The organism is Peribacillus deserti, assembly GCF_002863585.1.
Taxonomy (GTDB): Bacteria; Bacillota; Bacilli; order Bacillales; family DSM-1321; genus Paraperibacillus; species Paraperibacillus deserti_A.
Genome location: NZ_PGUY01000063.1, coordinates 1 through 21387, shown reverse-complemented (window position 1 = coordinate 21387; position 21387 = coordinate 1). Strand labels below are relative to the sequence as shown.

Sequence of the window (21387 nt, the reverse complement as noted above, 5' to 3'; positions counted from 1 at the left end):
TTTTTAAAATGTCACCCTTCTAATTTCCATATTTATCATCCCTCACTGGAATCCCATTTTCCTCAGGGTGGTTAAATACATCCTCATAAGGAAGGAACTTACAACCTCAAACTTTTTTGCAGCTTCATTGTATTCAAAAATGACGAGTTGCTCCCACCCGCTTCCGCTACCAGTATCAACCACTCCAACCCTGTTTGGCGCAATTTGAACAACCCTTCCTCCCTGGTTATCTACTTCAACGTTTGGCGTTGGTAAATGAGTTGGTTCGTCGGAATTCAATTTGAATACGATGATGGCTAAACACACAAATATGCCGCTTAGAATCACTCTCATAAATGTATCATTTTTCATTTAATCTCATTCTCCCTATAAAGACTTATTTTAGAATCAGTGTTTAAAAGTAAAACTTAAGACATTATAAAAAGCAGTTAAAGCCCCATCTCTAGCCTAAGCCTCCTTTCAACAATATGAGCTGGCAGCAATTAAACAATCTGCGTACACACTGCAAGGACATCTACTCTCTTATTTGATCATCCTCTTACCTCGTATTTCAATTGCTATGTTACAAATAATGAAAAGAATTCCGAAAACGCCATTGAGCATCAATAAATGTTTTCTTTTACACAGGAACAAATGTTCGTATATACTTTTAGTGAGGAGTGATAATATGATTCGAGACCGCGGAAATATAAAATGGACCAGTTTAATGCTTCCTGAACATGTCAACATGTTGAGGAAGTTTGCAAATGAAGAATATTATGAAGAAAGTGAACCTATTATAGACGAGCAACAGCTGGAGGAAGTAAACAACCTCATTGCCGAATCAATGGAATTTACATATCCTTTGCACTTTCAGTATTATCGGAATAAACGTATGAATTCCTTGGAAGGGTTTGTGCACTATGTAGACGATATTAATAGGCAGCTTCGTGTCCTGGATGCGAACGGAGAAATACATAAATTATCCTTTTCCTCAATTAAACGTGCAACGAGGGTAGAATAGATCGCTCGAATTTATTTTAATGAACATTATGTTCATTATTATGAATCTAAAAGGAGAATCTAACCTAAAATAGGTGCGAGCTCCTTTTTTCTTCGAATGTCCTTTGTACTGATGCGTGGAGGGCTTTTAAGACCTACTCAAAAGAAAAGGGATTGGAGCATTATCCCTTCAAATCGGATGGAAAGGAACGAGTCAAGGATCTTTACCATATCCAAAATGTTAATAACTATCACAGCCGATTAAAAAGCTGGATGGACCGTTTTAAGGGAGTGGCAACCAAATATCTTGACCATTATTTGGGTTGATTCTCTTTTTGGATGTCATCAGATTTCGTAATGATTCTACAATTATAAGTAAAATGGTGATTGATAGCTGTCTATTCTTGACTCTGATGAGACTTATGATAGCCTTAGACTATCGAATTTTCCCAATTGAATAATCAGAAAAATAACCTAGGGCAAGGGGGATTAGATTGGATAAAGAGATAGAGAAAATAATTGTAAAAGCATTTTTCACTAAAAGGCTACAAGACAGGGTTTTGTTCGAAATGTCTTCAGCTAAGAAACGCAAGGATGCTCTAAGTCGTCTTTGTCATTCTTATAGAACAACTCTTCGTGAAGAGTATATGTTTGACATTCCAAAGCCAAATTCAGACCCTGAAGCAATAGCAAAGTTGTTAAAACAAAATGGTGCTGGAAACTCCTGTTATGTGATTTCCTTGGATGAAGAAATTGATGGCAAAGAACTACCATTATTAACTGCCTTAGAACACGCAGTTGGGATGGGAATGCCGTCAACATTTCTTGCATACCAGATAAACTCGCTTATTTTGAAGCTGAACAAGAAGTTCTTCCTTCTCCAAGGTTTTTATTAAAAAGGCAACAGTAAATAGGGCTATACGCAAAATTGGACTTCCAATTCTGGAGTCCTATGCTTAAATAAAAAATCAACATTATCCTTTAACAGAGCCTTTTGGAAAAATTATTTGACTAGTGAGGTAATCCAAGAAGTATCGGATGTATTAAGCTGCTGAAGGACATGTTCTGCCGCTTTTTCGAAATCCTCGTCGGCCACAGCGTTTTCATAATTAAACCATATACCTTCGCTTCCTAATGAAACAGCTCCTAACCTATAACGTCTATCCATATGGTAAGCTTTCACTTTATTTAACGGTATATAAGGCATGCCGAGGATACCCATCATTTTCGACTACAAAAACTTTCATACTTTATCCTCCATCTTCATATATCGCTAAACCTTTTCTGATGATCATAGCAATATATCTGTCCATTAAATATCTTATTAGTTAGGCAGTATGTCGCAACTTTATCTGAAACTGGCTGATTACACATTACACACAAATTCTTACGTTGTATGTTTTGGAGGCTTGTCTTATGTATGTCTCTCGCTTTGGGACCAGTGATATTCGCACCCCTTATTGCATTATAGATTCCCAGTAATTCCGATTCTCCGATGATCGGCTCCCTAGTTTGTAACTTTAAAACAGCTATTTTTCTCTCTATGTATTCAGTAAGTTCAATATCATAAATAACCAATTCATTGGAGGATATTTTTCTTACCTCACCATCTATTTTCAATGCACAACGTTTACTAAAACTGACCACATTAATAAGACAATGGTGATACACATTTCGTTAATCAAGGGTTTAAGGGCCTGGATGTGGCCAAAATTCTGCATAAGCGGATTCTTCATCTTAAATTTCCCATTCACCATCCATGTCTTGCGATCCTTTGCCCATATATTGTCCCCTGGTAATTCTTCGTCTCAATCACGAATATCCCGTATGGGGTCAAGACCACATGGTCGATTTGGGAATACCCCGAAGATGAACCAGTATTGTTTATAAGAATGTCATTAAGATGGTAATAATCCTTAAGTAATTGGGCTAATTGTATTCCGATTTTGTATTCTCCAATATTTACAAACTTTGGAAAATGAAATGATATAATAATATCATAAGTATAAAAAGGAGGAATGGTTTTGAAAGTAAAATCTAAAAATTTCATAGTGTTGATGGTTTTTGCGTTAATGATGTTTTGTATTCCAAATGTCAATGCAAGTGCTGGTACTAATGTAACAGGTGTAATTGACAAAGATACCACTTGGACCAAAGAAGGCTCTCCATATAATGTCTATAACATTATAGAGATTGCTCCAAATGTAAAATTAACTATTGAGCCTGGAGTTGTAGTTAAGAAAGGAACTTTTTGGGTTTATGGAGAACTTGACATTAACAGTGCTACACTTGGTTCTTGGATTGAAGCAATACATAATCCAACCCTAAACAATTCTCCAGTAATCAAAATTCAAAATTCAAATATGATCTTTGGTAACATAAAAGCTATTGATGAACATAGTAGATTAATTTTAAAAGACTCTAATTTTTTCAGTTTAAATGGAATTGAAGCGAGAGCCGAAAGTATTGAGCGAAATTTGTTCATTGAAACACCTACTACTATAAGTAATGCAAAAGTAACTAATAACATTTTCTATAATCAATACACAAATATATATGAAGCTACATCAATTTCAAAAAATTCATTTTTAACTACACACAATCAGAAAAATATACTTAGTTGTGGAAGTTGTGATGCTTCAAATAATTATTGGGGAACTAATAATGAAAAAGAGATTGAAAAATTAGTTAATCATGGCAATTCAATAACAAATCCATTCAATCCAATTTTTAAACCTTTCTTAACAAAACCAGACATAAATACCCCAAAGATAGATCTTTCATGGCTTAAATCTAATGAACCAGCATATTCAAAACCCAGAGTAGACCCTATTGATGATAATGATACGATTATTAAAGGTTATATGTTTGGTATGCCTGATACTAGACCTTTAACGATGTATGCAATGGTTGGAAGCAAAAACATAGGACAAGTAACAATAAAGTATTCTAGCAATTTTGAAATTAAAATTCCTAAGCAAAAAGCTGATGCTACTATCACTGTTTATGTTATGGATGAATATGGTCGTAAAGGTGAATCGGTAACAACAAAAGTAAAAGATGTTACACCTCCTGCAACTCCAACCGTGAATAAAGTGACAACTAAAAGTAAGGCTGTAACTGGAAAAGGTGAAGCTGGTACGACGGCTTACATTTATAAAGGTAGATCAAAGCTGGGTCAAGCAAAAGTAGATTCAAAGGGTAATTTTAAGGTTACAATAAAGTCCCAGAAAAAAGGTACAACCCTATCAGTATACTTACAAGATGCTGCAAAGTTAAAAAGTAAAACTAAAACAGTAAAAGTGTCATAAATTGAAATAAAAAGGAGGAGGATTTAATTCCTTCTTTTTTTATGCTATCTTTACGGGCAACTCGTTCCTTTTCTCCTCTTTTACCCATGGATTTAATTCTTCCAGACTCTTTTGCGTCTTTCTTCCTCTTTAATAGGTTAATGAACATTAGTTTTCCTGCCTCTACATAATATCTATTTTACTATTCAAATCGGGTTCTTAAGAATAGAATTTACATAATCTAGGTTGAAAAAATCTCCATTAAAAATCGTAATTATTGCTTCCTCTTCTGCCATATACAATAAAATTTTAATTATTAGCCTATTTATAGCGAGATTTATATTTAAAAAACTATGAAAAATTAAAAATATTAGTGAAAAAAGCATCTACGATTTATTTAGTTGCTAGTGTTCTATACTTAACAAAAATAAAAACACTCCAGATGGAGTGTTCATTTTAAGAAAACAGTTTGATGATATAACCGATCAATATTCCGACAACACCGAAATCTGAGTCCCCAAATGTTGTTCCTTTAAATCCTAGGGACCCCAGAACTGGAAGCAACAGGGCTGGAAGGAAACTGATAAGCAAACCGTTTGCGAATGCACCGATAACGGCTCCTCTTCGACCTCCAGTTGCATTACCGAATACTCCAGCCGCTGCACCTGTAAAGAAATGCGGCACTAACCCTGGAACGATAACAGCCAAGCCAAATACAGGAAGAAGGAACATGCTGATCAGTCCCGCTACGAAACTGGATAAGAAACCTATGATAACAGCATTCGGTGCAAACGGGAAAACGATCGGGCAGTCAAGTGCTGGTTTAGCATTTGGAACCACTTTGTCGGCTATCCCTTTAAATGCAGGAACAATCTCGGCAATCAACATCCGTACACCAGCTAAAATAATGAATACACCAGCTGCGAATGTGATGGCTTGCAAGAGCGAGAACACTAGGAAGTTTGTACCACCGCTCAATTCTTTTTCTATGTATCCCTTTCCTGCAACAAGTGCCACAACAAAGAACATAATCGTCATTGTTAATGCAAGCGCAACAGATGAATCGCGAAGGAAACCAAGAGATTTTGGAACTTTCACTTCTTCTGTTGATTTTTCTTTGTTTCCAGTTAATTTACCGATTTTTGCAGCCGCAAAATAGCCGATGGAACCGAAATGACCGACAGCAATGTCATCACTGCCTGTAATTTCTCTGACAGTTGGCTGCAACAGGGCTGGAAGAAGTACCATAAGCGCCCCAAGAATCAATGAACCAATAGCAACTAATGCGAATCCATTTAATCCTGATGTGGATAGAACGGCTGCAAGTAAACATGCCATGAACATCGTGTGATGGCCTGTCAAAAATATGTATTTGAACTTTGTGAACCTGGCAAGAAGGATGTTCACGAGCATCCCTATCAGCATAATCATGGCCGTTTCGGCTCCGAAGCTGTTTTGTGCCAATGCCACGATTGCTTCATTATTAGGAATGATTCCTTCAATGTTAAACGCTTTTTCGAACATCGAACCGAATATATCCAGCGCACCAATTAATACACCCGCACCCGCACCTAGTATGATGAATCCCATGATGGTCTTCAATGTACCAGAGATAACGTCAGCTATCCCTTTCTTCTGAAGCAGGAGACCAAATAGGGCAAAGAGGCCAACTAAAATGGCAGGTGTCCCTAGAATATCCTTCATAATCAAATCAAACATATTATTTCACCTCCAGCTGTTTCCTTAACACTTCTTTGATTTCATTTAGATTCACCATATTGACGACACTGATGGTTTTTTTATTCCCATAGCTTAATTGCTCCATGATTTCAGGTGACCCGATGTAATAATCCGCCGCCTCTGTTTTGGCACTCGCTAGATCCATATTTTTGCACTCACCGTCAATGCCAAGTTCCTTCAATGCCTTGTTTACATTTAATGAAAGCATAAAGCTCGTTCCTAATCCGTTTCCACACACCGCTAAAATTTTCATAAATAAACCCTCCTAAAGTAATTTGATAACATCCTCATATTTTTTTGCTGATAAAAGCGCGCTGACTTTTTCTTCGTTTGTAAGAAATTCCGAAATTTCTTTTAGTAAATCCAGGTGTGAAGATTCATCATCGGCGGCTAATACAAAAAAGATATTCACCGATTTCTCCTCGTCAAAGGAAACACTCTTTTCTGTTATCATGAGACTGATTCCCATTTGATTTACCCCATCTTCAGGTCTGGCGTGTGGCATGGCAACCTTAGGCATCAATACAATATAAGGTCCAAAGCTTTTCACATTAGAAATCATCGCCTCTACGTATCTGACTTCGATATACCCTTGCTTTAACAATGGTTCAGAAGCAACACGTATGGCTTCTGTCCAGTCTTTTGCACCTTGGATGAATTGGACCATTTCGTCCGTCAGTTTTGATCGAAGCATCTCTTCCGCCCCCTCTCTGGTATATTTTATGATGTTCTTATGTTTATATAGTACGGCACAAAACCATAAAAAAAGAGACGGATTTTTACCGCATATTGCGGAAAATTCCGTCTTTTGAATCCAACGCTTTCCATCGTTCTACTATTTCTTTGTTTTCTCCTAAAAAACTTATTTCCTCAAACAAATGCTTGATGTCTTCACCTTTTGTTTCCTTTATGGCTAACATGAATACTACGGAAACATATTCCCGTTTCCAAAGGACAGGTTTTTTCAATACCGCCATTGCTACCCCTTGTTTTAAGACATTTTTTGGATGGCCATGGGGAATGGCAATTTCTCCTCCAATGGTTGTAGGGGCTATTTCTTCTCTCTCATGCACATCGAATATGTACTTTTTGTTCACATGTCCCTTTTCTTCTAGTAATTTACATAGTGATTCTAAAATTCCACCTGGTTCCTCCACTTCATTTTTTAATAAGATCAAATCATCATCCACATATTTTTTTAGAGCGGCGAACTTCGATACTTGTATGGCTTCAAGATTAGAGATGAACGTTTTAATTTTTTCTTCCTCCTCTTTAGGAAGCAAGGGAGAAACCGTGACAACAGGCAGGTCAATTCCGTTCAAGGGGATGGTGCTGATGATAAAATCGGGGCGATTCTCTTTTATCGATTCATCTAGATCTTCCGCTGCCACACAGTTAATAATGTCCAGTGAATGGAACTTTCTTTCCATCTTTGTTGTTAGCAATTGAGACATCCCGATCCCCATCGAACATACAACTACGGCTCTTTTATTTTTCCCATCAATTTTATTCAGGCGTTCTTTTGAAGCTTCAAAATGAAGAACTAAATAACCGATTTCGTCTTCAGGAAAACCAAATCCGACAAGCCCTTCTATTTCCTTCGTTACATGAAAAAGTGTATCAAACATATAAGGATATGTTTTTTTGATGTCGTTTAAAAGCGGGTTTCTATAATACAGTCCATGTTCAATTCTCTCAAATGCCGACTGCATGTGAATGGCCAGGTTTTGAAATAGCTGCTCATCTTTTTCATGCTCAACATTTGTGCGATAGGACATTTTCTTAATGAGAGCGGTTAAAAAAGAAATCATTTTTGGTGGTAAATCACCATGTTTCGGGATTGAAGTATTTTTTTCCTTTGATCCCAATATATGCAACAAGAAATAGCCTATTTCTTCTTCTGGAAACCTCATAACGAATGTTCTTTCCAGTTCGTTTAAATGTTTTTTTACTACCTCATAGTCTTTTTTACTTTTCAAGTTTTCCAAATCATGTTTTGTCATGCTAATGATCTGTTTTGCTTTGATTCTTTTTACAATGATCAGAAGGTGAAAAATTAAATTATTTAAAGATTCCTTAGTAAAATCTTTGTTTAATTCATTTTCTATCTTCTTTATTCGCTGCTTTACGTTGTCTATTTCGTAATTCACAAACCAACTTTCATACAAATTTGTTAATTTTCCATCTTTTCCCAAGTGGTGTATACGCGAAAGAGCCGCTCTTTTATGCTTTTCATCACCGATTAACCGAATACCTACTTTTTTTCTGGATTCAATCGACAGGTCGAATAATTCCAGCCAGGATTCCATTTCTTCTAAATCCTGTTTGATTACGTGCTTACTGACAAAAAACCGTTCGCTTAAATCAAGAAGAGACAAAGTTTTATCATCTTTTAATAACCATGATAATATTTCTATCTTTCTATTTATGTCATTACCATCATTGTTTCGCTTTCCATCTTGCATAAGGGAGAATAGTCTCTTTTTCTCATCTTTAGGAATATCAATTCTGACCCCGACATTCGGTTTTCTAATAATAGTTGCTTGAAAGTCTTTTTTTAACCAGTCATCAATTTGTTTAAAATCATTTCTTACCGTTTTTTCCGAACAATTTAGCACTTTTGCGATTTCATTTATCGTAATAAACTCTTTATCTTTTTTTTCCGATAGTAAATGCATAATCTGTTTTTGTCTCGTATTCATCGGCCACCTCAATTTTGTTCTCTGTCTCCTGTGGTTCTTGGAAGCCAAGGGGTATTTTCTCCATTTTATAGTGAAATCTTTTAAAAAAACACATTAAAAATCTATACAGTTCTTCGGGTGCGAGTTTACAGTCCAATGTCCCTTTTTCGATTTGGATGGTCGCATGTTGAAGCCAAACTAATCATGAAGTTCTTTTGATGCTCGTTCTATCAGTTTATCATTATCACTAATCTCCTTCGGGACGATATACCTATCAAAACTGAAAAATATTATAATTACATATATTGGAGATTTGACTTATTATTATGAAAAGGGAAGGAGCAATTTCATGAAAGAATTCAAAGAAAATTATGATAGCCATCTGAATCTAGATCTTATGACTCTTTTAATGACCATAGTATTAATTGTTTCATTCATAAAAGGCGACAAGGTACTAAACGCAGTAAGCGTCATATTCTTAAGTATTTCCGCACTGTTATACTACATAGTTTACGTTAAAAAGTATGATTGAGACGCACCCAATAATAAAATAAAACTCTAAATATAAAAGAATGGCCGAAAAGCCGTTCCTTTTTTCATTATTGAGAAAAAAGCGATTGGTTCGTCCAAGCGCTCAAGATAAATTGAATAATTTTTCAATTTCAGATGAACGACTCGCTGTATGAGTGAACTCATTGGTATTTTTCGAGTACTCATATTCTTTTTCAATCTCTGTCCGATTCGTGGCAATGTCTTTTAATGCATGAGTTAAATAGAGTATATCACTGTTTGTCATGGTAGGATGAAGGGATATCCTTGCCCATCCTGGTTTTACCACGTAATTCCCGCTGTCAATTTCATCGGTAATTCTCTTCGAATCCTCCTGATTAATGTTCAATAAGAAGTGACCGTATGTGCCTGCGCAAGAACATCCGCCCCGCAGCTGAATGCCATATTTGTCATTCATCGCTTTCACAAGAAGATTAAAGTGAAGACCTTCTATATAGAAAGAAACGATGCCCATTCTTTCTTTGACATGCCCGCCCAAAATATGAAGATGTTCAATGTTGTCCAATTCTTGAAATAAGAGATCAAGCAATTCTTTTTCTCTTTGGAGGATGTGTTTTACTCCCATCTGTTCCTTCAAAAGAATGGAAAGAGATGTTCTGATTGTTTGCAGAAATCCAGGAGTCCCTCCGTCTTCCCTTGCTTCGATGTCATCGTAATACCTTCTTCCTCCCCACGGATTTGTCCACTTAACCGTTCCTCCTCCTGGAGATTCGGGAATATCATTTTGGTAAAAGCGTGAATCAAACACCAAGACCCCGCTTGTTCCAGGTCCACCAAGAAATTTGTGCGGTGAAAACACAATGGCATCCAACTTTTGAATAGGGTCGGCAGGATGCATATTGATTTCCACATAAGGCGCACAAGCGGAAAAATCCACCATACAGAATCCGTTGTACTCATGAATCATCTTTGCAAGACAATGATAAGGAGTTTGTATGCCTGTCACGTTCGAACAGGCGGTGAATGCCCCTATCTTGAATTCCCTTTCTTTGTACGCTTCAAGAAGATGCTGAAAATGAACAAGAGAGACATTTCCGTTTTCATCAGGTTCGATTACTTCAACATCGCAGAAAGCCTCAAGCCAAGAAGTATGATTCGAATGGTGTTCCATGTGTGTCACGAATACAATCGGCTTTTTTTCAATCGGAACCGTCATGAATTCTTGAAATTTTTCAGGAACCTTCAAGCCAAGGATGCGCTGGAGTTTGTGGATAACACCTGTCGCACCCGTTCCCTGTGTAAGGATCACATCGTTTTTGTCTGCCCCTACATGTTTTTTTATGATGGATTGAGCGTGTTTATAGGCTCTTGTCATGGTTGAGCCAGTTATGGTTGATTCTGTGTGCGTGTTTCCCACTAACGGGCCAAATACGTTTGCTATTTTCTTTTCAATGGGAGCATACAATCGACCGCTTCCAGTCCAATCAAAGTAATGAATCTTCTTCATTCCGTATGGCGTTCCAAATGTATATTCATTCCCAATAATGTGTTTTCTAAATTCAAAAAAATATTTTTCTAAATTCATGTCTATCCCTCCGCAAACCTTATTCCAACGCGATTAAATAGAAACGCATCAAAATTTTCCAATTGATACTCCAATACTTCATGCACATAAAAACTTCTTCATTTTCGATCCTAGAAGAATAAAGTGCTTACATAATTCATTGTTCTCAACTATATTAAGCGACTTCTTCTGCTACATTTCATTAATCCTAAACTAAAAAAATTACAAATTAGTAAAATGGACAGAGAGCCCATGATAATGATTCAGCTAAATTTATATGTAATACTTTCTCTTAGATGTAGTTAATAACTATTTGCAGTGAAGATACCACTCTTCATAGGAATATTTTACCATAACAAAGCAATGGTATTTGTCATTTTTTAGCATTACACAGTACTTTAGTATCGTTTAAGTTAAGCCAAATATTGAAAAAACTAATAGCCACTAAAATGAAGGTGATTAACAAGTGCATTCCCCAGTTACCACGAAGGTGGCTTTCTTGTTTGCTTTGCGATTTATCTTAAGTGTAAAAATGGTTCCCCTTTTACACAGGAACGGACGTTCCCTTATCCTTATTCCTCCAGCTGTTGCTCGTCTATAATAGGTTCCCTTTCATCATAATATTCTTCATTTGCATACTTCCTCAACATGCTTACATGTTCAGGGAGCATTAAACTGGTCCATTTTATGTTACCGCGGTCACGTATAAACAACCTGATTGCCGAATCAATGGAATTCACATATCCTTTGCACTTTCAGTATTATCAGAATAAACGTATGAATTCCTTGGAGGAGTTTGTGCACTATGTAGACGATATTAACAGGCAGCTTCGTATCCTGGATGCGAACGGAGAAATACATAAATTATCCTTTTCCTCAATTAAACGCAACAAGAGTAGAATAGATTCGAGCGATTTACTTAAATGAACACTATGTTCATAACTATGAATCCAAAAGGAGAATCTAATCTAAAATAGGTGCGAGCTCCTTTTTTTCTGAGTCATTGAGATCGTATAGAGTTTTTTGAATCTTGGTTTATTGGAGGACTGCCAATTGGATTGGACACAGAACTTGGGTAATGATTGGCGAATGATTTCTAAAAAGACTGGCTTTATTAGGAAAGTAGTCTATTGTCAGAAATCACATTTAGATGAGTTTGAATTATTGAGGATATAGATATTTATGACTGCGGCGGCACTATTGAAAGAATTGAGTACGGAATGTACCGAGAGTCCTCCTGTATCGTGAAGTCCATTCACGATAAATACAATTCATACAATCATATGCAAAAAGTCTTTACATTTTCATTGGCTTTAACAAAAGATGATTGCAACGATTTTCTTAAATTAGAAAGAGCTCGTGAACTAATACTTTTAGCCAGGGATGAGGTAAATCCTTTACTAAAGGAAGAATTATTTTATTCAGCTAAAGATCTTTATCTTAGAACGAATACTCCTCCGCCTGACAAATGCCTACATATGAACTGGCGGAATATCCTTCCCTTATCCTAAGTGAAACTAAAAAGGAGCCCATTACACTGGCTCCTTTTAGTCGCTTGGATTTCTGTAAAAATCTACGGATAAAGATTAGCGGAAATAGCTTTAGTCTTCCCATAGTTCTTCCATTAGATTTTCGATTTCTTTTCGCCTCTTAGCTGTTTCTTCTTTTAATACTGTTATTTGGGTCCCTTCATTTTTCACAGCATCACCAGGTTTCGCGTCCTTTGGAAATAGGGTCCTTGGATAGTCTTTAGTTTTTCCATTGATCTCTACGACTCCAAATCCTTCCTCAAACCGATCAATGATCCCTTTAATAACCTGACCCATTTATTTCACCGTCTTTACACTAATTGACTTGCCAGTAGAAGAGAAGATGATATTCCCGCTCTTGTCTGTACGGTATATTTTCGTTTTTACCGCGTTTAACCGTGCCACCGTTTGGGATGTAGGATGGCCATACGAATTCTTTCCTACGCTTATCGCTGATTATGTTTGTGTCCTTTTTGCCGCCGAGCTTTGGACATTCATATTCTACCAAGGGGCTTTTTTATGTTCAAACCTCATATTTCTTCATTACAGGAATGCTGCCCGTTATTTAAAGAAGAATCTCCTTATTATTGTGTTAACCGCCAAAGTATAAAAAAACCAGCAAATATATGCTGGTTAATCTTACTGATATCATTGCCAATGAATTTGAGGAAGCACTATAAGTTTTATCATGTAAACTCTGATAACTATTTATGATGTTATCTTTAATGGTCTATTTTTACATTATCTTAATCTTAAAATTCTCGGCAGTTGAAGAATAGGCATACATTTATATCCATACCAATTGCGGATTATCCACCTTTATCTGATGGACCTCTTGTAGCCTAGCAATTAAATAATTTTGAATTCCCATGATATGATCTTCTTCTGGTAAGAACTGCACTAAATTCTTTTCGGTGTAACACCAAAAGTATTCGTTATCGTCCGATGGTGGCTGAAATGTCCACTCTTCTTTGTTCTCACAAAAAAGATTCAACGCCGCAATTGTAGCATCTTTTTTATTGCAATTCGGGTGGACTTCTATGAAAACGGTGAGTGATGGATATTCCTCTTCCGTAAACTCAAATCCACAACCAACAAATTTCCAATCTGTTTGATCATTTATAAGTATGTATAAATTATTAGCCCTTAGTTGAGTGGTTCTATGGGACCACTGCTTAGGCTTACCGAATAGTTCAGTAAATTTATCCATTACTCGTCCGTCGAGACACTCATCCAGCATAGACTGAAGTCGCTGTGCATTCTGTATAGCATAAATGTCAATAGGTGTGAATTTTCGCGTTTTATTCAATTGCAATTCCTCCATATACTCGATTACTTGCCTACAATACAAATCCTTTTTATACTGGCTTAACCAGTTGTATACTTCATACCAACGCTTTTGAGTAAATCCGCTACCATTATCTAAAATGTATTCATCTTCTTTTGGCTCATAATATTTTGTTAAGTAAAGAAGATAGACATTGTAGCCCTTGCTCTGATGAACTTTCAAATGGTCCGCATAGCGGGACAACTGATTTTCACCTTCTTGGCTGCCAACCTTATTTTCAATAAATAATATATGTTTTTTCGTTCCCCCTGTGTAGTTTATGACCATATCGGGTCGGCTATCAACCGAGTGCCCTTCCAATTTTGAATAGGTACGTTGGGTGAAAATTTGCACATTAGAAACTTCCTCATAATTATCGTTAATAAACCGATTAAGAAAAGACTTTAGCTTCTCCTCAGATTTCAGTATGGGACTAAAAATTTCAGTTAAGTAATCCTCTATTCGGTGTGTTTCAGTATTTTTCAGCAAGTCATAAACTCTTTTAAAGAGTGTCTTCATTATTCTCCTCCTGGAAAAACAAACTGGTTGATATTTAAAAATTAGTAGAATTGTAGTTGAAAAATCCCTCATATAAAAGCCCATATTTAGTTCTTAGGGATTTCAATTATTTCATCAGTAGCTCTTAAAATCAATAAACTCATAAAGTTCAAGAATGAACTAGAAGTCAAATTAAATGTTGCTATATCTTCTTCATATAATTTGATATCTATTGTGTCAAAAACAGTTTGATCCCAACTGGCTCTATGTACTTTTAAGCAAGTAAAATTAGTTCTCTGTTTTCGTGGAATAACTTCCATAAATCCAGTTGATTTCATGAGAAACTCATCGAAAAATTCATCTTTGGGGAGGTCTAGTCTGATAATCATATGGTTTTTATCCAATCGATCAGTAATTTTACCAATCCTGAACCTTCCCTGTCCCGTCTTTTTATAAGTAACTTTGTTGTAAGTTTTAATGAAGCTGCAATTTCCTGCACTTCCTGTGTCTTTTAGGCCCAAATTTTTAAAACTTGATAATACATTTCTAAATTCCTGCGATTTACTTTTTATTAGTTCACGATAAACCATTGTAATTAACCGCCTTTTTTTATTTTAATTATTTAACAATCTTCTGCTTGAAACCCTTCTTGGACTACACTCTCCAGTTAAAGGAATAAGTTCACCATAACTTGTTTTAACCGACTCATTGCATGAAAAAACCAGCATAAATTATGCTGGCATGGACATTGGATAACAACTATGGTTTTAGCTGATCAGGATCCCAATGATGACAGTAACATTGTCACCTTTTCCTGGATGCCAGTAGCCACAAGGCTTCCAGGTCGTGCCTTCTACAATGTTTATGACAGAGTTTAAAGCTTCCCTAATGATGCTCATTTTGGGCTTTGGAAACTTAAGCTGAGACTCCTCCACATTGGAAGCCAATTCTTCCTTTACGGCTGGATTGGTCACCTCGTCCTTTAGTTTCCGTAAATCTTCTATTAAAGAGCTTAGGCCCTGAATCTTAAACTAATCTACCTTCAATTCCTGGTTGAGTGATAATACCATTGATTCCATCCTTGATTACATCCTAATTTCTTCACCCTCCTCTACAATTATAGCATTATTTTCCATTAGCAGTTTCATAACCCTAGAAAATTTATTTGTTTCTAAATTAGGTTGCGCGAAAGTGACTGCACATTTATTAGTTCTTCATTAATCGGAAGGCAATATTTAAGATGGTCTATGATGCATACGCAATTATGTAAACGGTGCCTTCTGCCTGTGTCCTTTATCTGTCCTAAATGGACATCCAATCTAATGTATTGGAGGTGTTAAAAAGAGGTAAGTGAGTACAATCCTCGGAAGGAAGGAGAAGAAAAATAAAAAACTAAGCCCCCGTGGACCAATAAGAACGTGTCTTTTGCCGCCTCAACACTATTCACATACATAATCTAAGGCATACTTTTGGTACGTTATTACTTAATGAATAGAGAAAAGTGAATCTTAGAATAAGGCTAGAATTATTAGGAAACGAAAGCCTGGCTACGACTAATTGAGAAGGGTTTTGGGACGGAAATATTAAATTAAAGATAAGAAGTTGCTTGACTTATCAAAATAAATAAAAGATGTAAAAGGCTGCAACGCAGCCTTTTACATCTTTTATTTATTTCCCACTATTTTAATTGTGCTTAAAATTTTTTCTTTATGCTGAATAATATTATTTAAGTAAATTACCATACCGAATAGAATTTGTTCTGTTTTTTTGTTATGGATTTTCACATACCGATATTTCATGGATCCGCCTGTTTTACGCTTAAAAGTATTCCATTCACCATTTAACGGATATATTACGTGTTCCATCTCTTCATAAAGATTGAAATTAAACCATAATTCTTTTTCAAATAAGGAATAGGCTATCTCTTCCATTTTATTCAGTTGATATTTCCCTTCAACAAATAAACAAAATTTTTGTCCTTGAACTTGTACCCCAATGCTTAAAGCATCGTCTAAAAAATATTTAAATTCAATTAAGCCATTCGTGGTGTATGCTTCATTTATATATAAATCTCCAGCCCTTCCATTATACCACTCTTTAACATATGAATAATCAATGCCTAATTCTTTGATCATCAGAGTTAGCCGATGTTTCATCTGTAAAAACTTTGCCTTACTTAAAAAGTCATGCATTCTAACATCTATGTATGGTTTAAATTCAACATGACCTGCATAATAAAAATATTGTTCTTCACTCCAATTGATTTCAAGGGGGATTTTTATTAACTCATTTACTACATTTAGATAATCTTTTACCATTGTAGAGTGATACAAGGATGTTTCTTCAATCTGGGGAACAAAATTTTCAATATGACGGCTTAGTTGCTTGTATGGGAGCAGAATCCAACTTTTATCGGGATTATGTTCTAATAAAGATAAAAGTACATAAGTTGTATTTTTTTTTATATCCTTTTTATATCGATCTAACTGTTCAAAATATGGAATACTTTTAAATTTGTTTTCAATAATAATTTTTTGTTTTTGTTTCCCTTTTGTAAATATAAGTATTAAATCTTTTCTTGACTCTTTTTCTCTTTTTACTTCACTTAATTTAAACTCTGTATCATTTTTACAAAAAAGTGTTTCAGCAATTTGAGGATAATTTTCAAACAACCATTTTAAGAAATTGCTGTGAAAAAGCTCCTTGTTAGTTAATGAAATTTGAAATAAAGGTGATTCTTTAATAAGTTCAAACACTAATTCTCCTCCTTTAAGATAAAAAATAATTAACTAACACGTGCATTGTATGTTTTAACACATAAGAAAACTCCTTACTGTTTTAAGCTAAAACATTAAAACACTTTAAGTAGATACGTATTTACGTGAAATCTTTTGTTATATATTTATTTCTCACTTTTTCAATCTCTTCTGCAATTTTTTCTATTGTTTCTGTATTTTTTTCATGTGCTTCTTTAAGAGCTTTTTTATCTTTTAAGAGCGGCTCTAACTGTTCAGATTGTTTAAAGAGTAAAAACTCTCTTATATCATCAGGTGTCATTTTGTCTTGCCAGCTAATATAAATTGCTAAAGATAAAACAATCAGAATTATACTCATAAAAACTTGGATAACATGTGCAAACTGCCAACCAGCAGGAAATCCTCCAACTGGAAAGGAGAAATTAAAAAAAGTGACTGAAGCACTATATAGCAAAAAATGAAATAAATCTGGATAAGAGGTAAATCTATCTTTATTACACATATCAAAAACAGTTCCTAAGGTGGTGAAATGTCCACACATATTATTCGCATAGTAAACGGTAATTAAAAAATATAAAATGGTAAACATAAAAATAATTTCTACATAGCTATGAATTGCTAATGAAATTCTTTCTGGTCTTCGAATAGATGAGGATCTCCAGTAATTTACAAATCGATTAACCGTTATTTTTTCAGGTAAAGATTTTATGAAGTATTTAGATTTAACCTTTACAACATCATTATAAAATGCATATGAAATCTCGAAGACTCTAGATGATATGCGAAAAGTAATAAAACTTAAAAAGAATACGATAAAATAATTGCCAAACTTATCAACTTCATTATATAAAAAGAAGATCATTAGGTATGTCGCAAATATTACATTTATCCAATTTGACATTTTAATAAAATACTTTAGTCGATATCGCCTATTTTCTAAGCATTGATCACAATATCCATCCATATCCTTAGGAGATGTGTGTTCACATTTCTTTTCGATACTACTAATAACCTTTTTGTATATCTTTGCTAAGGCATAATCAGGACTAAAGAAAAACAATAATGTTAGTTTTACATTGAAACTAGATAGAAGATTAGTTTGTATTTTAGTCGTTCTTGATATTAATTTAAATGGAATGAAATGTATTATGTATGCTAAAAGGTAATTGGATATTAAGGCCAGAAATATTAGAATTAACCCATTTGTTGAAATCATTGATATTTCTTCAGATTCACTAAACGGTGAGTATGAATTTTTTAATGCAACCAACAAAGTGGCTATTACCATAGTCAAAATGACAAATAATATTATTTTACTAGATTTCAACAAGGTTTTATCGAAGTAATTAATTACCCCATATATTAGAGCTGGTATGAGTGCAGCTGGTATAAAATATAAAATTATAGATAATTTCTTTGTATTTATAAAAATTTCTGATAGATACCAAAGTGGTACTGATAGAGCAAAAACTAAAAGAGTGAAGTTTTTCATTGCGGAAATCATATTAACATGAGTTTCCATCAGTAGTCTCCATTGAATTCTTTCAATTATAAGGCTTTCTTTCACTTAAATTCCCCCAATTTATATCTCTCTTTATGCAGAAAGGTTATAATTAAAAATTTATAAAGTTGACTATGTTGGTGTGTAAGTTAATCCTATTAATTCATGCCTCCATTCTTTTTCCTGGTACCACCTTTTTTAATGAAGCTTATACAATTTTACCAAAATGTCTCATTTTTGAAAAATCAAATTTAGAATTAAATAAATAGAAACTGTCGCGGTTTTATTTTGTAAATAGGAATTATTTCATACACTTATAGCTGAACTGGATTAGCTAGCGTATAAACCACAAGGAATCCTAATACGTTTTACAAGAAAAAACTTATCTTCTTTAATATGAAAAAATTCGTTATTCAGGGCTGCTACATCTTCGCATTTGATTTAAAGCTTTACGGTGAGTTTTTAACAGCTTACGACCGATCATTGTCTTAGATGAGCTCACCTCACCCAGTGTACGTCGTTTTGTGTAAAATCAGGTAATCAATCATGGAATCAAGCCAAGGACGCTACAAAGTTGCATTTTGTGTCTAAAATGGTTTAGTTAGTACTTAAATGCCGAAGAGTTTCCATTGGTTTCGTTAGAACACAGTCTGTATTCTATTCTTAATAAATGATAAGTGAGCATTTTTTAAAGCTTTCTTGGGCCATATTCTATGTATGTTTATAGTTATATTCTTTAAACAACAAAAGCCAGGATAAATCCCCTGGCTTCGAATGATTCGTCGGAGTTAAGAAAATCAAACATTAATAACTATTATTCATGCGGTAAAGGATATAGTTATCCCTTATTTTTTAAAAAACCATAACGTCCCTTAGAGTCTTTTGTAAACTCTATATAATTGATGAGATACTTTATTTCATTACTTGGTTCTTTATTTTCTAAAATAATGATTTGTTCTTTTGATTTTCTCAAAGTGTTAAAGAAGTTTTCTTGCATTGGCTCACTAATATCCTCTTCATTCTGATCCCTATCTCTAAAAGTAGTTAAGGGAGAATCAAGTACAACAAAGCCTGGATGAGGCAATTGCTGCTGAATACAATATCTCATTAAACCAATAATAAATGCCGTATAGCCAATTGCCCTAAAACCCTTGCCGTAATCCTTGCGGAATTTATCAGATATATTGAGATCTAATTCCTTTTCGTCAAAAAGCACCTTACCTAAATCAGGAAAATTCCACTCCTTAAGTAGGTACTGTATGATATTTACAAATGCCTTTATGTATAAGGAAAGACCAGTCGTTTTAACATCGCTAGAATTTTGTTTATTCTTAGCTGCTAATCCTAATTCAATTTCCTGTTGTTCAATCAATAACTCATTTAATTGACTATTCCTTAATTCTAATTCTGTATTCACTTTTTGTTCATTTAAAATTCGATCTAATATTCCCCTTATTTTGTACGATTCTGGTTCTAATTTGTCAGAAATGTTTATTTTTTCTCTATCGTATAACTCTTTATATTTTGATAAGTGATTACGTATTATTCTTGTTTCTTGTTCCAATAAAATAAAAGCAATTTTTGAAATTGGCATTTTGTTCAATGACTTCTTTTTTTGTATTCAGATAAAACAAAAGGGAGTAAACACCTTACGCTCCCTTTATATAAGTAACAGGATTCTTTATGAGACAACCTTGTCACCCCTAGCAAATTTCAGAAATATATGTCGGCTGCAATTTTTTAAATTGCAGCATTTTCTTCATTTCCTGGTTACATAAGTTTTTCTTTCCAGTTTGGTATTCTATAATTCCAAATATTTTCATTGTTAATGGCATATTTTTATGATAATTTAACTGTTAAATATGAGCCGTTTTTAAATCTAGGCTCCTTATAATTCTAGCGGTCCTTCCGAATAATAGATGGTTTCGAAACATAATTATGTGAACATCCCAATAATTAAGCATAATAGGACTTTGAATATATATTATGTCGACTAGAAAAAACATAATAACAACAAGGACTTATTCCCTCTAGTTCCTATATGTACAGCGACGAGAAATTTGATACCTAAGCAGAGACAGGTTTCCATCGTCCGGCATTCCGTTCGTAGACTTGAAAACTTATGTATTAAATCATTCATCTTATAACACCGCTGCTTTATGATTTTAATAAACAAAAGCCCATTTGAAAGCTATTATTGAATATTCGTTTTTAAAAAGCTATTCCCATGTTACTGGTACACTCAGTGTATTTGTACAAGAATATTCGTATAAACCTCCCATTTATTAAAATCTCCTATAAATAAAAATGGTGCCAACTTCTCTTTTATAGAAATCGGCACTTTGTATTTTCGCTATTATGTTATCGTGACGCTTGTGGCGGTTGGCATACGTCACATTTACGTTGGTTATTATTTTTAAATTTAGTAAATGTTTTTTCAAAGTTGCTGCCACATGTACATTTAAATAGTAACTTTTGAGAAAAACCGTGATATTCCGTTGTTAGCAACTTACTTTCCGAATTATTCTCAACAAATTCTTTAATTTTACTAATTGTCCATCGTTTATTCATTCTCTTACACCTCCATATTTTTCGCTATGCGGAGGCTTTCCTTGGGCATCCGTTTATTTATTAAAAGTTGTAATTATCCTAAGTTCCTTATTATAACATGAGCTGGCACTCAATTAAACAGATGGATGGAATGCTTTTTATCTTAATCTGCCACATCAGCGGAACAAAAAAGAGTCCGGCAACAGCTAAGCCCTTCTTCAACTAACGCACCCGTATGTTTAAGTAAAATCCTTCACAATCTTTTTATTCGCCTGGTAAAATTGTTCGATAACCTTTTGCGACCATTCTGAAATAGCCTTTTAGAAGTTTCACAATCGCCAAAGTAATGACCGCAAATAATATTCCAAGCAAGATTCCAGTTGGAATCCCAAGCAAGTCTAGTATTTTGTTTAATCCTACACTCCGACTAACTGCTTTTCGTAAATGATCCAATAAGAAC

At 34.6% G+C, this 21387-nt stretch carries 22 protein-coding genes and 1 pseudogene; 5 read left to right on the top strand and 18 right to left on the bottom strand.

Annotated elements, in window-relative coordinates; all coding sequences use genetic code 11:
- Positions 1-42 precede the first annotated feature (42 nt).
- Positions 43-351, bottom strand: coding sequence for a hypothetical protein (locus CUU66_RS19700; protein ID WP_101645116.1), 309 nt, complete (start codon positions 349-351; stop codon positions 43-45).
- 316 nt (positions 352-667) lie between these two features.
- Between CUU66_RS19700 and CUU66_RS19695 the strand changes: the two genes are divergently transcribed.
- The 3 genes and pseudogenes from CUU66_RS19695 to CUU66_RS19685 all read left to right on the top strand — a co-directional run bounded on the left by CUU66_RS19695 (position 668) and on the right by CUU66_RS19685 (position 1877).
- Entirely contained in the window at positions 668-1003 is a 336-nt protein-coding gene (locus tag CUU66_RS19695) for a YolD-like family protein (RefSeq protein WP_101645115.1), read from the top strand.
- An 83-nt stretch (positions 1004-1086) separates the two neighbouring features.
- Positions 1087-1438, top strand: a pseudogene (locus CUU66_RS19690) (IS1595 family transposase); the annotation flags it as partial.
- Between the two features lie 37 nt (positions 1439-1475).
- Positions 1476-1877, top strand: coding sequence for a hypothetical protein (locus CUU66_RS19685; RefSeq protein ID WP_257968070.1), 402 nt, complete (start codon positions 1476-1478; stop codon positions 1875-1877).
- Between the two features lie 107 nt (positions 1878-1984).
- On the opposite strand, the gene CUU66_RS24400 is transcribed toward CUU66_RS19685, so the two are convergent.
- Positions 1985-2149: a hypothetical protein gene (locus CUU66_RS24400; protein WP_180955366.1), complete on the bottom strand. Its 165-nt coding sequence runs from the start codon at positions 2147-2149 to the stop codon at positions 1985-1987.
- A 582-nt stretch (positions 2150-2731) separates the two neighbouring features.
- Positions 2732-3031 carry a nuclease-related domain-containing protein gene (locus CUU66_RS25490; protein WP_101645112.1) on the bottom strand — a complete coding sequence of 100 codons (300 nt, stop codon included), beginning with the start codon at positions 3029-3031 and terminating at the stop codon, positions 2732-2734.
- Here CUU66_RS25490 and CUU66_RS19665 point away from each other — a divergent pair.
- On the top strand, positions 3006-4292 hold the full coding sequence (locus tag CUU66_RS19665; RefSeq protein ID WP_101645111.1) for an Ig-like domain-containing protein: 1287 nt from the start codon (positions 3006-3008) through the stop codon (positions 4290-4292). The two genes, CUU66_RS25490 and CUU66_RS19665, sit on opposite strands and share 26 nt — an antisense overlap.
- A gap of 435 nt (positions 4293-4727) precedes the next feature.
- Here the strand turns inward: CUU66_RS19665 and CUU66_RS19660 are convergent, their stop codons facing one another.
- The 6 genes from CUU66_RS19660 to CUU66_RS23830 form a co-directional block, all read right to left on the bottom strand.
- Positions 4728-5990: a PTS ascorbate transporter subunit IIC gene (locus tag CUU66_RS19660; protein WP_101645110.1), complete on the bottom strand. Its 1263-nt coding sequence runs from the start codon at positions 5988-5990 to the stop codon at positions 4728-4730.
- A gap of 1 nt (position 5991) precedes the next feature.
- On the bottom strand, positions 5992-6264 hold the full coding sequence (locus CUU66_RS19655) for a PTS sugar transporter subunit IIB (RefSeq protein ID WP_101645109.1): 273 nt from the start codon (positions 6262-6264) through the stop codon (positions 5992-5994).
- Between the two features lie 12 nt (positions 6265-6276).
- Positions 6277-6705 (bottom strand): PTS sugar transporter subunit IIA, encoded by a 429-nt coding sequence (locus CUU66_RS19650; protein ID WP_101645108.1) that lies wholly within the window; start codon positions 6703-6705, stop codon positions 6277-6279.
- Positions 6706-6790: 85 nt separating this feature from the next.
- Positions 6791-8713 (bottom strand): BglG family transcription antiterminator, encoded by a 1923-nt coding sequence (locus tag CUU66_RS19645; RefSeq protein WP_101645107.1) that lies wholly within the window; start codon positions 8711-8713, stop codon positions 6791-6793.
- 613 nt (positions 8714-9326) lie between these two features.
- On the bottom strand, positions 9327-10787 hold the full coding sequence (locus CUU66_RS19635) for an aminotransferase class V-fold PLP-dependent enzyme (protein ID WP_101645105.1): 1461 nt from the start codon (positions 10785-10787) through the stop codon (positions 9327-9329).
- Between the two features lie 551 nt (positions 10788-11338).
- Positions 11339-11437, bottom strand: a complete 99-nt coding sequence (locus tag CUU66_RS23830) for a YolD-like family protein (RefSeq protein ID WP_142383755.1) — start codon at positions 11435-11437, stop codon at positions 11339-11341.
- Between CUU66_RS23830 and CUU66_RS25485 the strand changes: the two genes are divergently transcribed.
- The gene (locus CUU66_RS25485) at positions 11415-11693 is read left to right on the top strand and encodes a YolD-like family protein (protein WP_101645104.1); all 279 of its coding nucleotides are present in this window, start codon (positions 11415-11417) and stop codon (positions 11691-11693) included. The two genes, CUU66_RS23830 and CUU66_RS25485, sit on opposite strands and share 23 nt — an antisense overlap.
- A gap of 674 nt (positions 11694-12367) precedes the next feature.
- Here the strand turns inward: CUU66_RS25485 and CUU66_RS19625 are convergent.
- The 9 genes from CUU66_RS19625 to CUU66_RS24615 form a co-directional block, all read right to left on the bottom strand.
- The gene (locus tag CUU66_RS19625) at positions 12368-12592 is read right to left on the bottom strand and encodes a DUF3006 domain-containing protein (RefSeq protein ID WP_101645103.1); all 225 of its coding nucleotides are present in this window, start codon (positions 12590-12592) and stop codon (positions 12368-12370) included.
- Positions 12593-13082: 490 nt separating this feature from the next.
- Positions 13083-14141 (bottom strand): PD-(D/E)XK nuclease family protein, encoded by a 1059-nt coding sequence (locus CUU66_RS19615; RefSeq protein WP_180955364.1) that lies wholly within the window; start codon positions 14139-14141, stop codon positions 13083-13085.
- An 86-nt stretch (positions 14142-14227) separates the two neighbouring features.
- Positions 14228-14710, bottom strand: a complete 483-nt coding sequence (locus CUU66_RS19610; protein WP_101645101.1) for a hypothetical protein — start codon at positions 14708-14710, stop codon at positions 14228-14230.
- Positions 14711-14887: 177 nt separating this feature from the next.
- Positions 14888-15094, bottom strand: coding sequence for a hypothetical protein (locus CUU66_RS19605; protein WP_101645100.1), 207 nt, complete (start codon positions 15092-15094; stop codon positions 14888-14890).
- A 690-nt stretch (positions 15095-15784) separates the two neighbouring features.
- The gene (locus CUU66_RS19600; RefSeq protein WP_101645099.1) at positions 15785-16876 is read right to left on the bottom strand and encodes a PD-(D/E)XK nuclease family protein; all 1092 of its coding nucleotides are present in this window, start codon (positions 16874-16876) and stop codon (positions 15785-15787) included.
- A gap of 121 nt (positions 16877-16997) precedes the next feature.
- The gene (locus tag CUU66_RS19595; protein WP_101645098.1) at positions 16998-18443 is read right to left on the bottom strand and encodes a hypothetical protein; all 1446 of its coding nucleotides are present in this window, start codon (positions 18441-18443) and stop codon (positions 16998-17000) included.
- A gap of 772 nt (positions 18444-19215) precedes the next feature.
- Positions 19216-19971, bottom strand: coding sequence for a hypothetical protein (locus CUU66_RS19590; protein ID WP_101645097.1), 756 nt, complete (start codon positions 19969-19971; stop codon positions 19216-19218).
- Positions 19972-20738: 767 nt separating this feature from the next.
- Positions 20739-20948 (bottom strand): hypothetical protein, encoded by a 210-nt coding sequence (locus CUU66_RS19585; RefSeq protein ID WP_101645096.1) that lies wholly within the window; start codon positions 20946-20948, stop codon positions 20739-20741.
- A gap of 243 nt (positions 20949-21191) precedes the next feature.
- Positions 21192-21387 (bottom strand): hypothetical protein (locus tag CUU66_RS24615; RefSeq protein ID WP_219622805.1); only part of this gene is annotated, 196 nt, incomplete at its 5' end.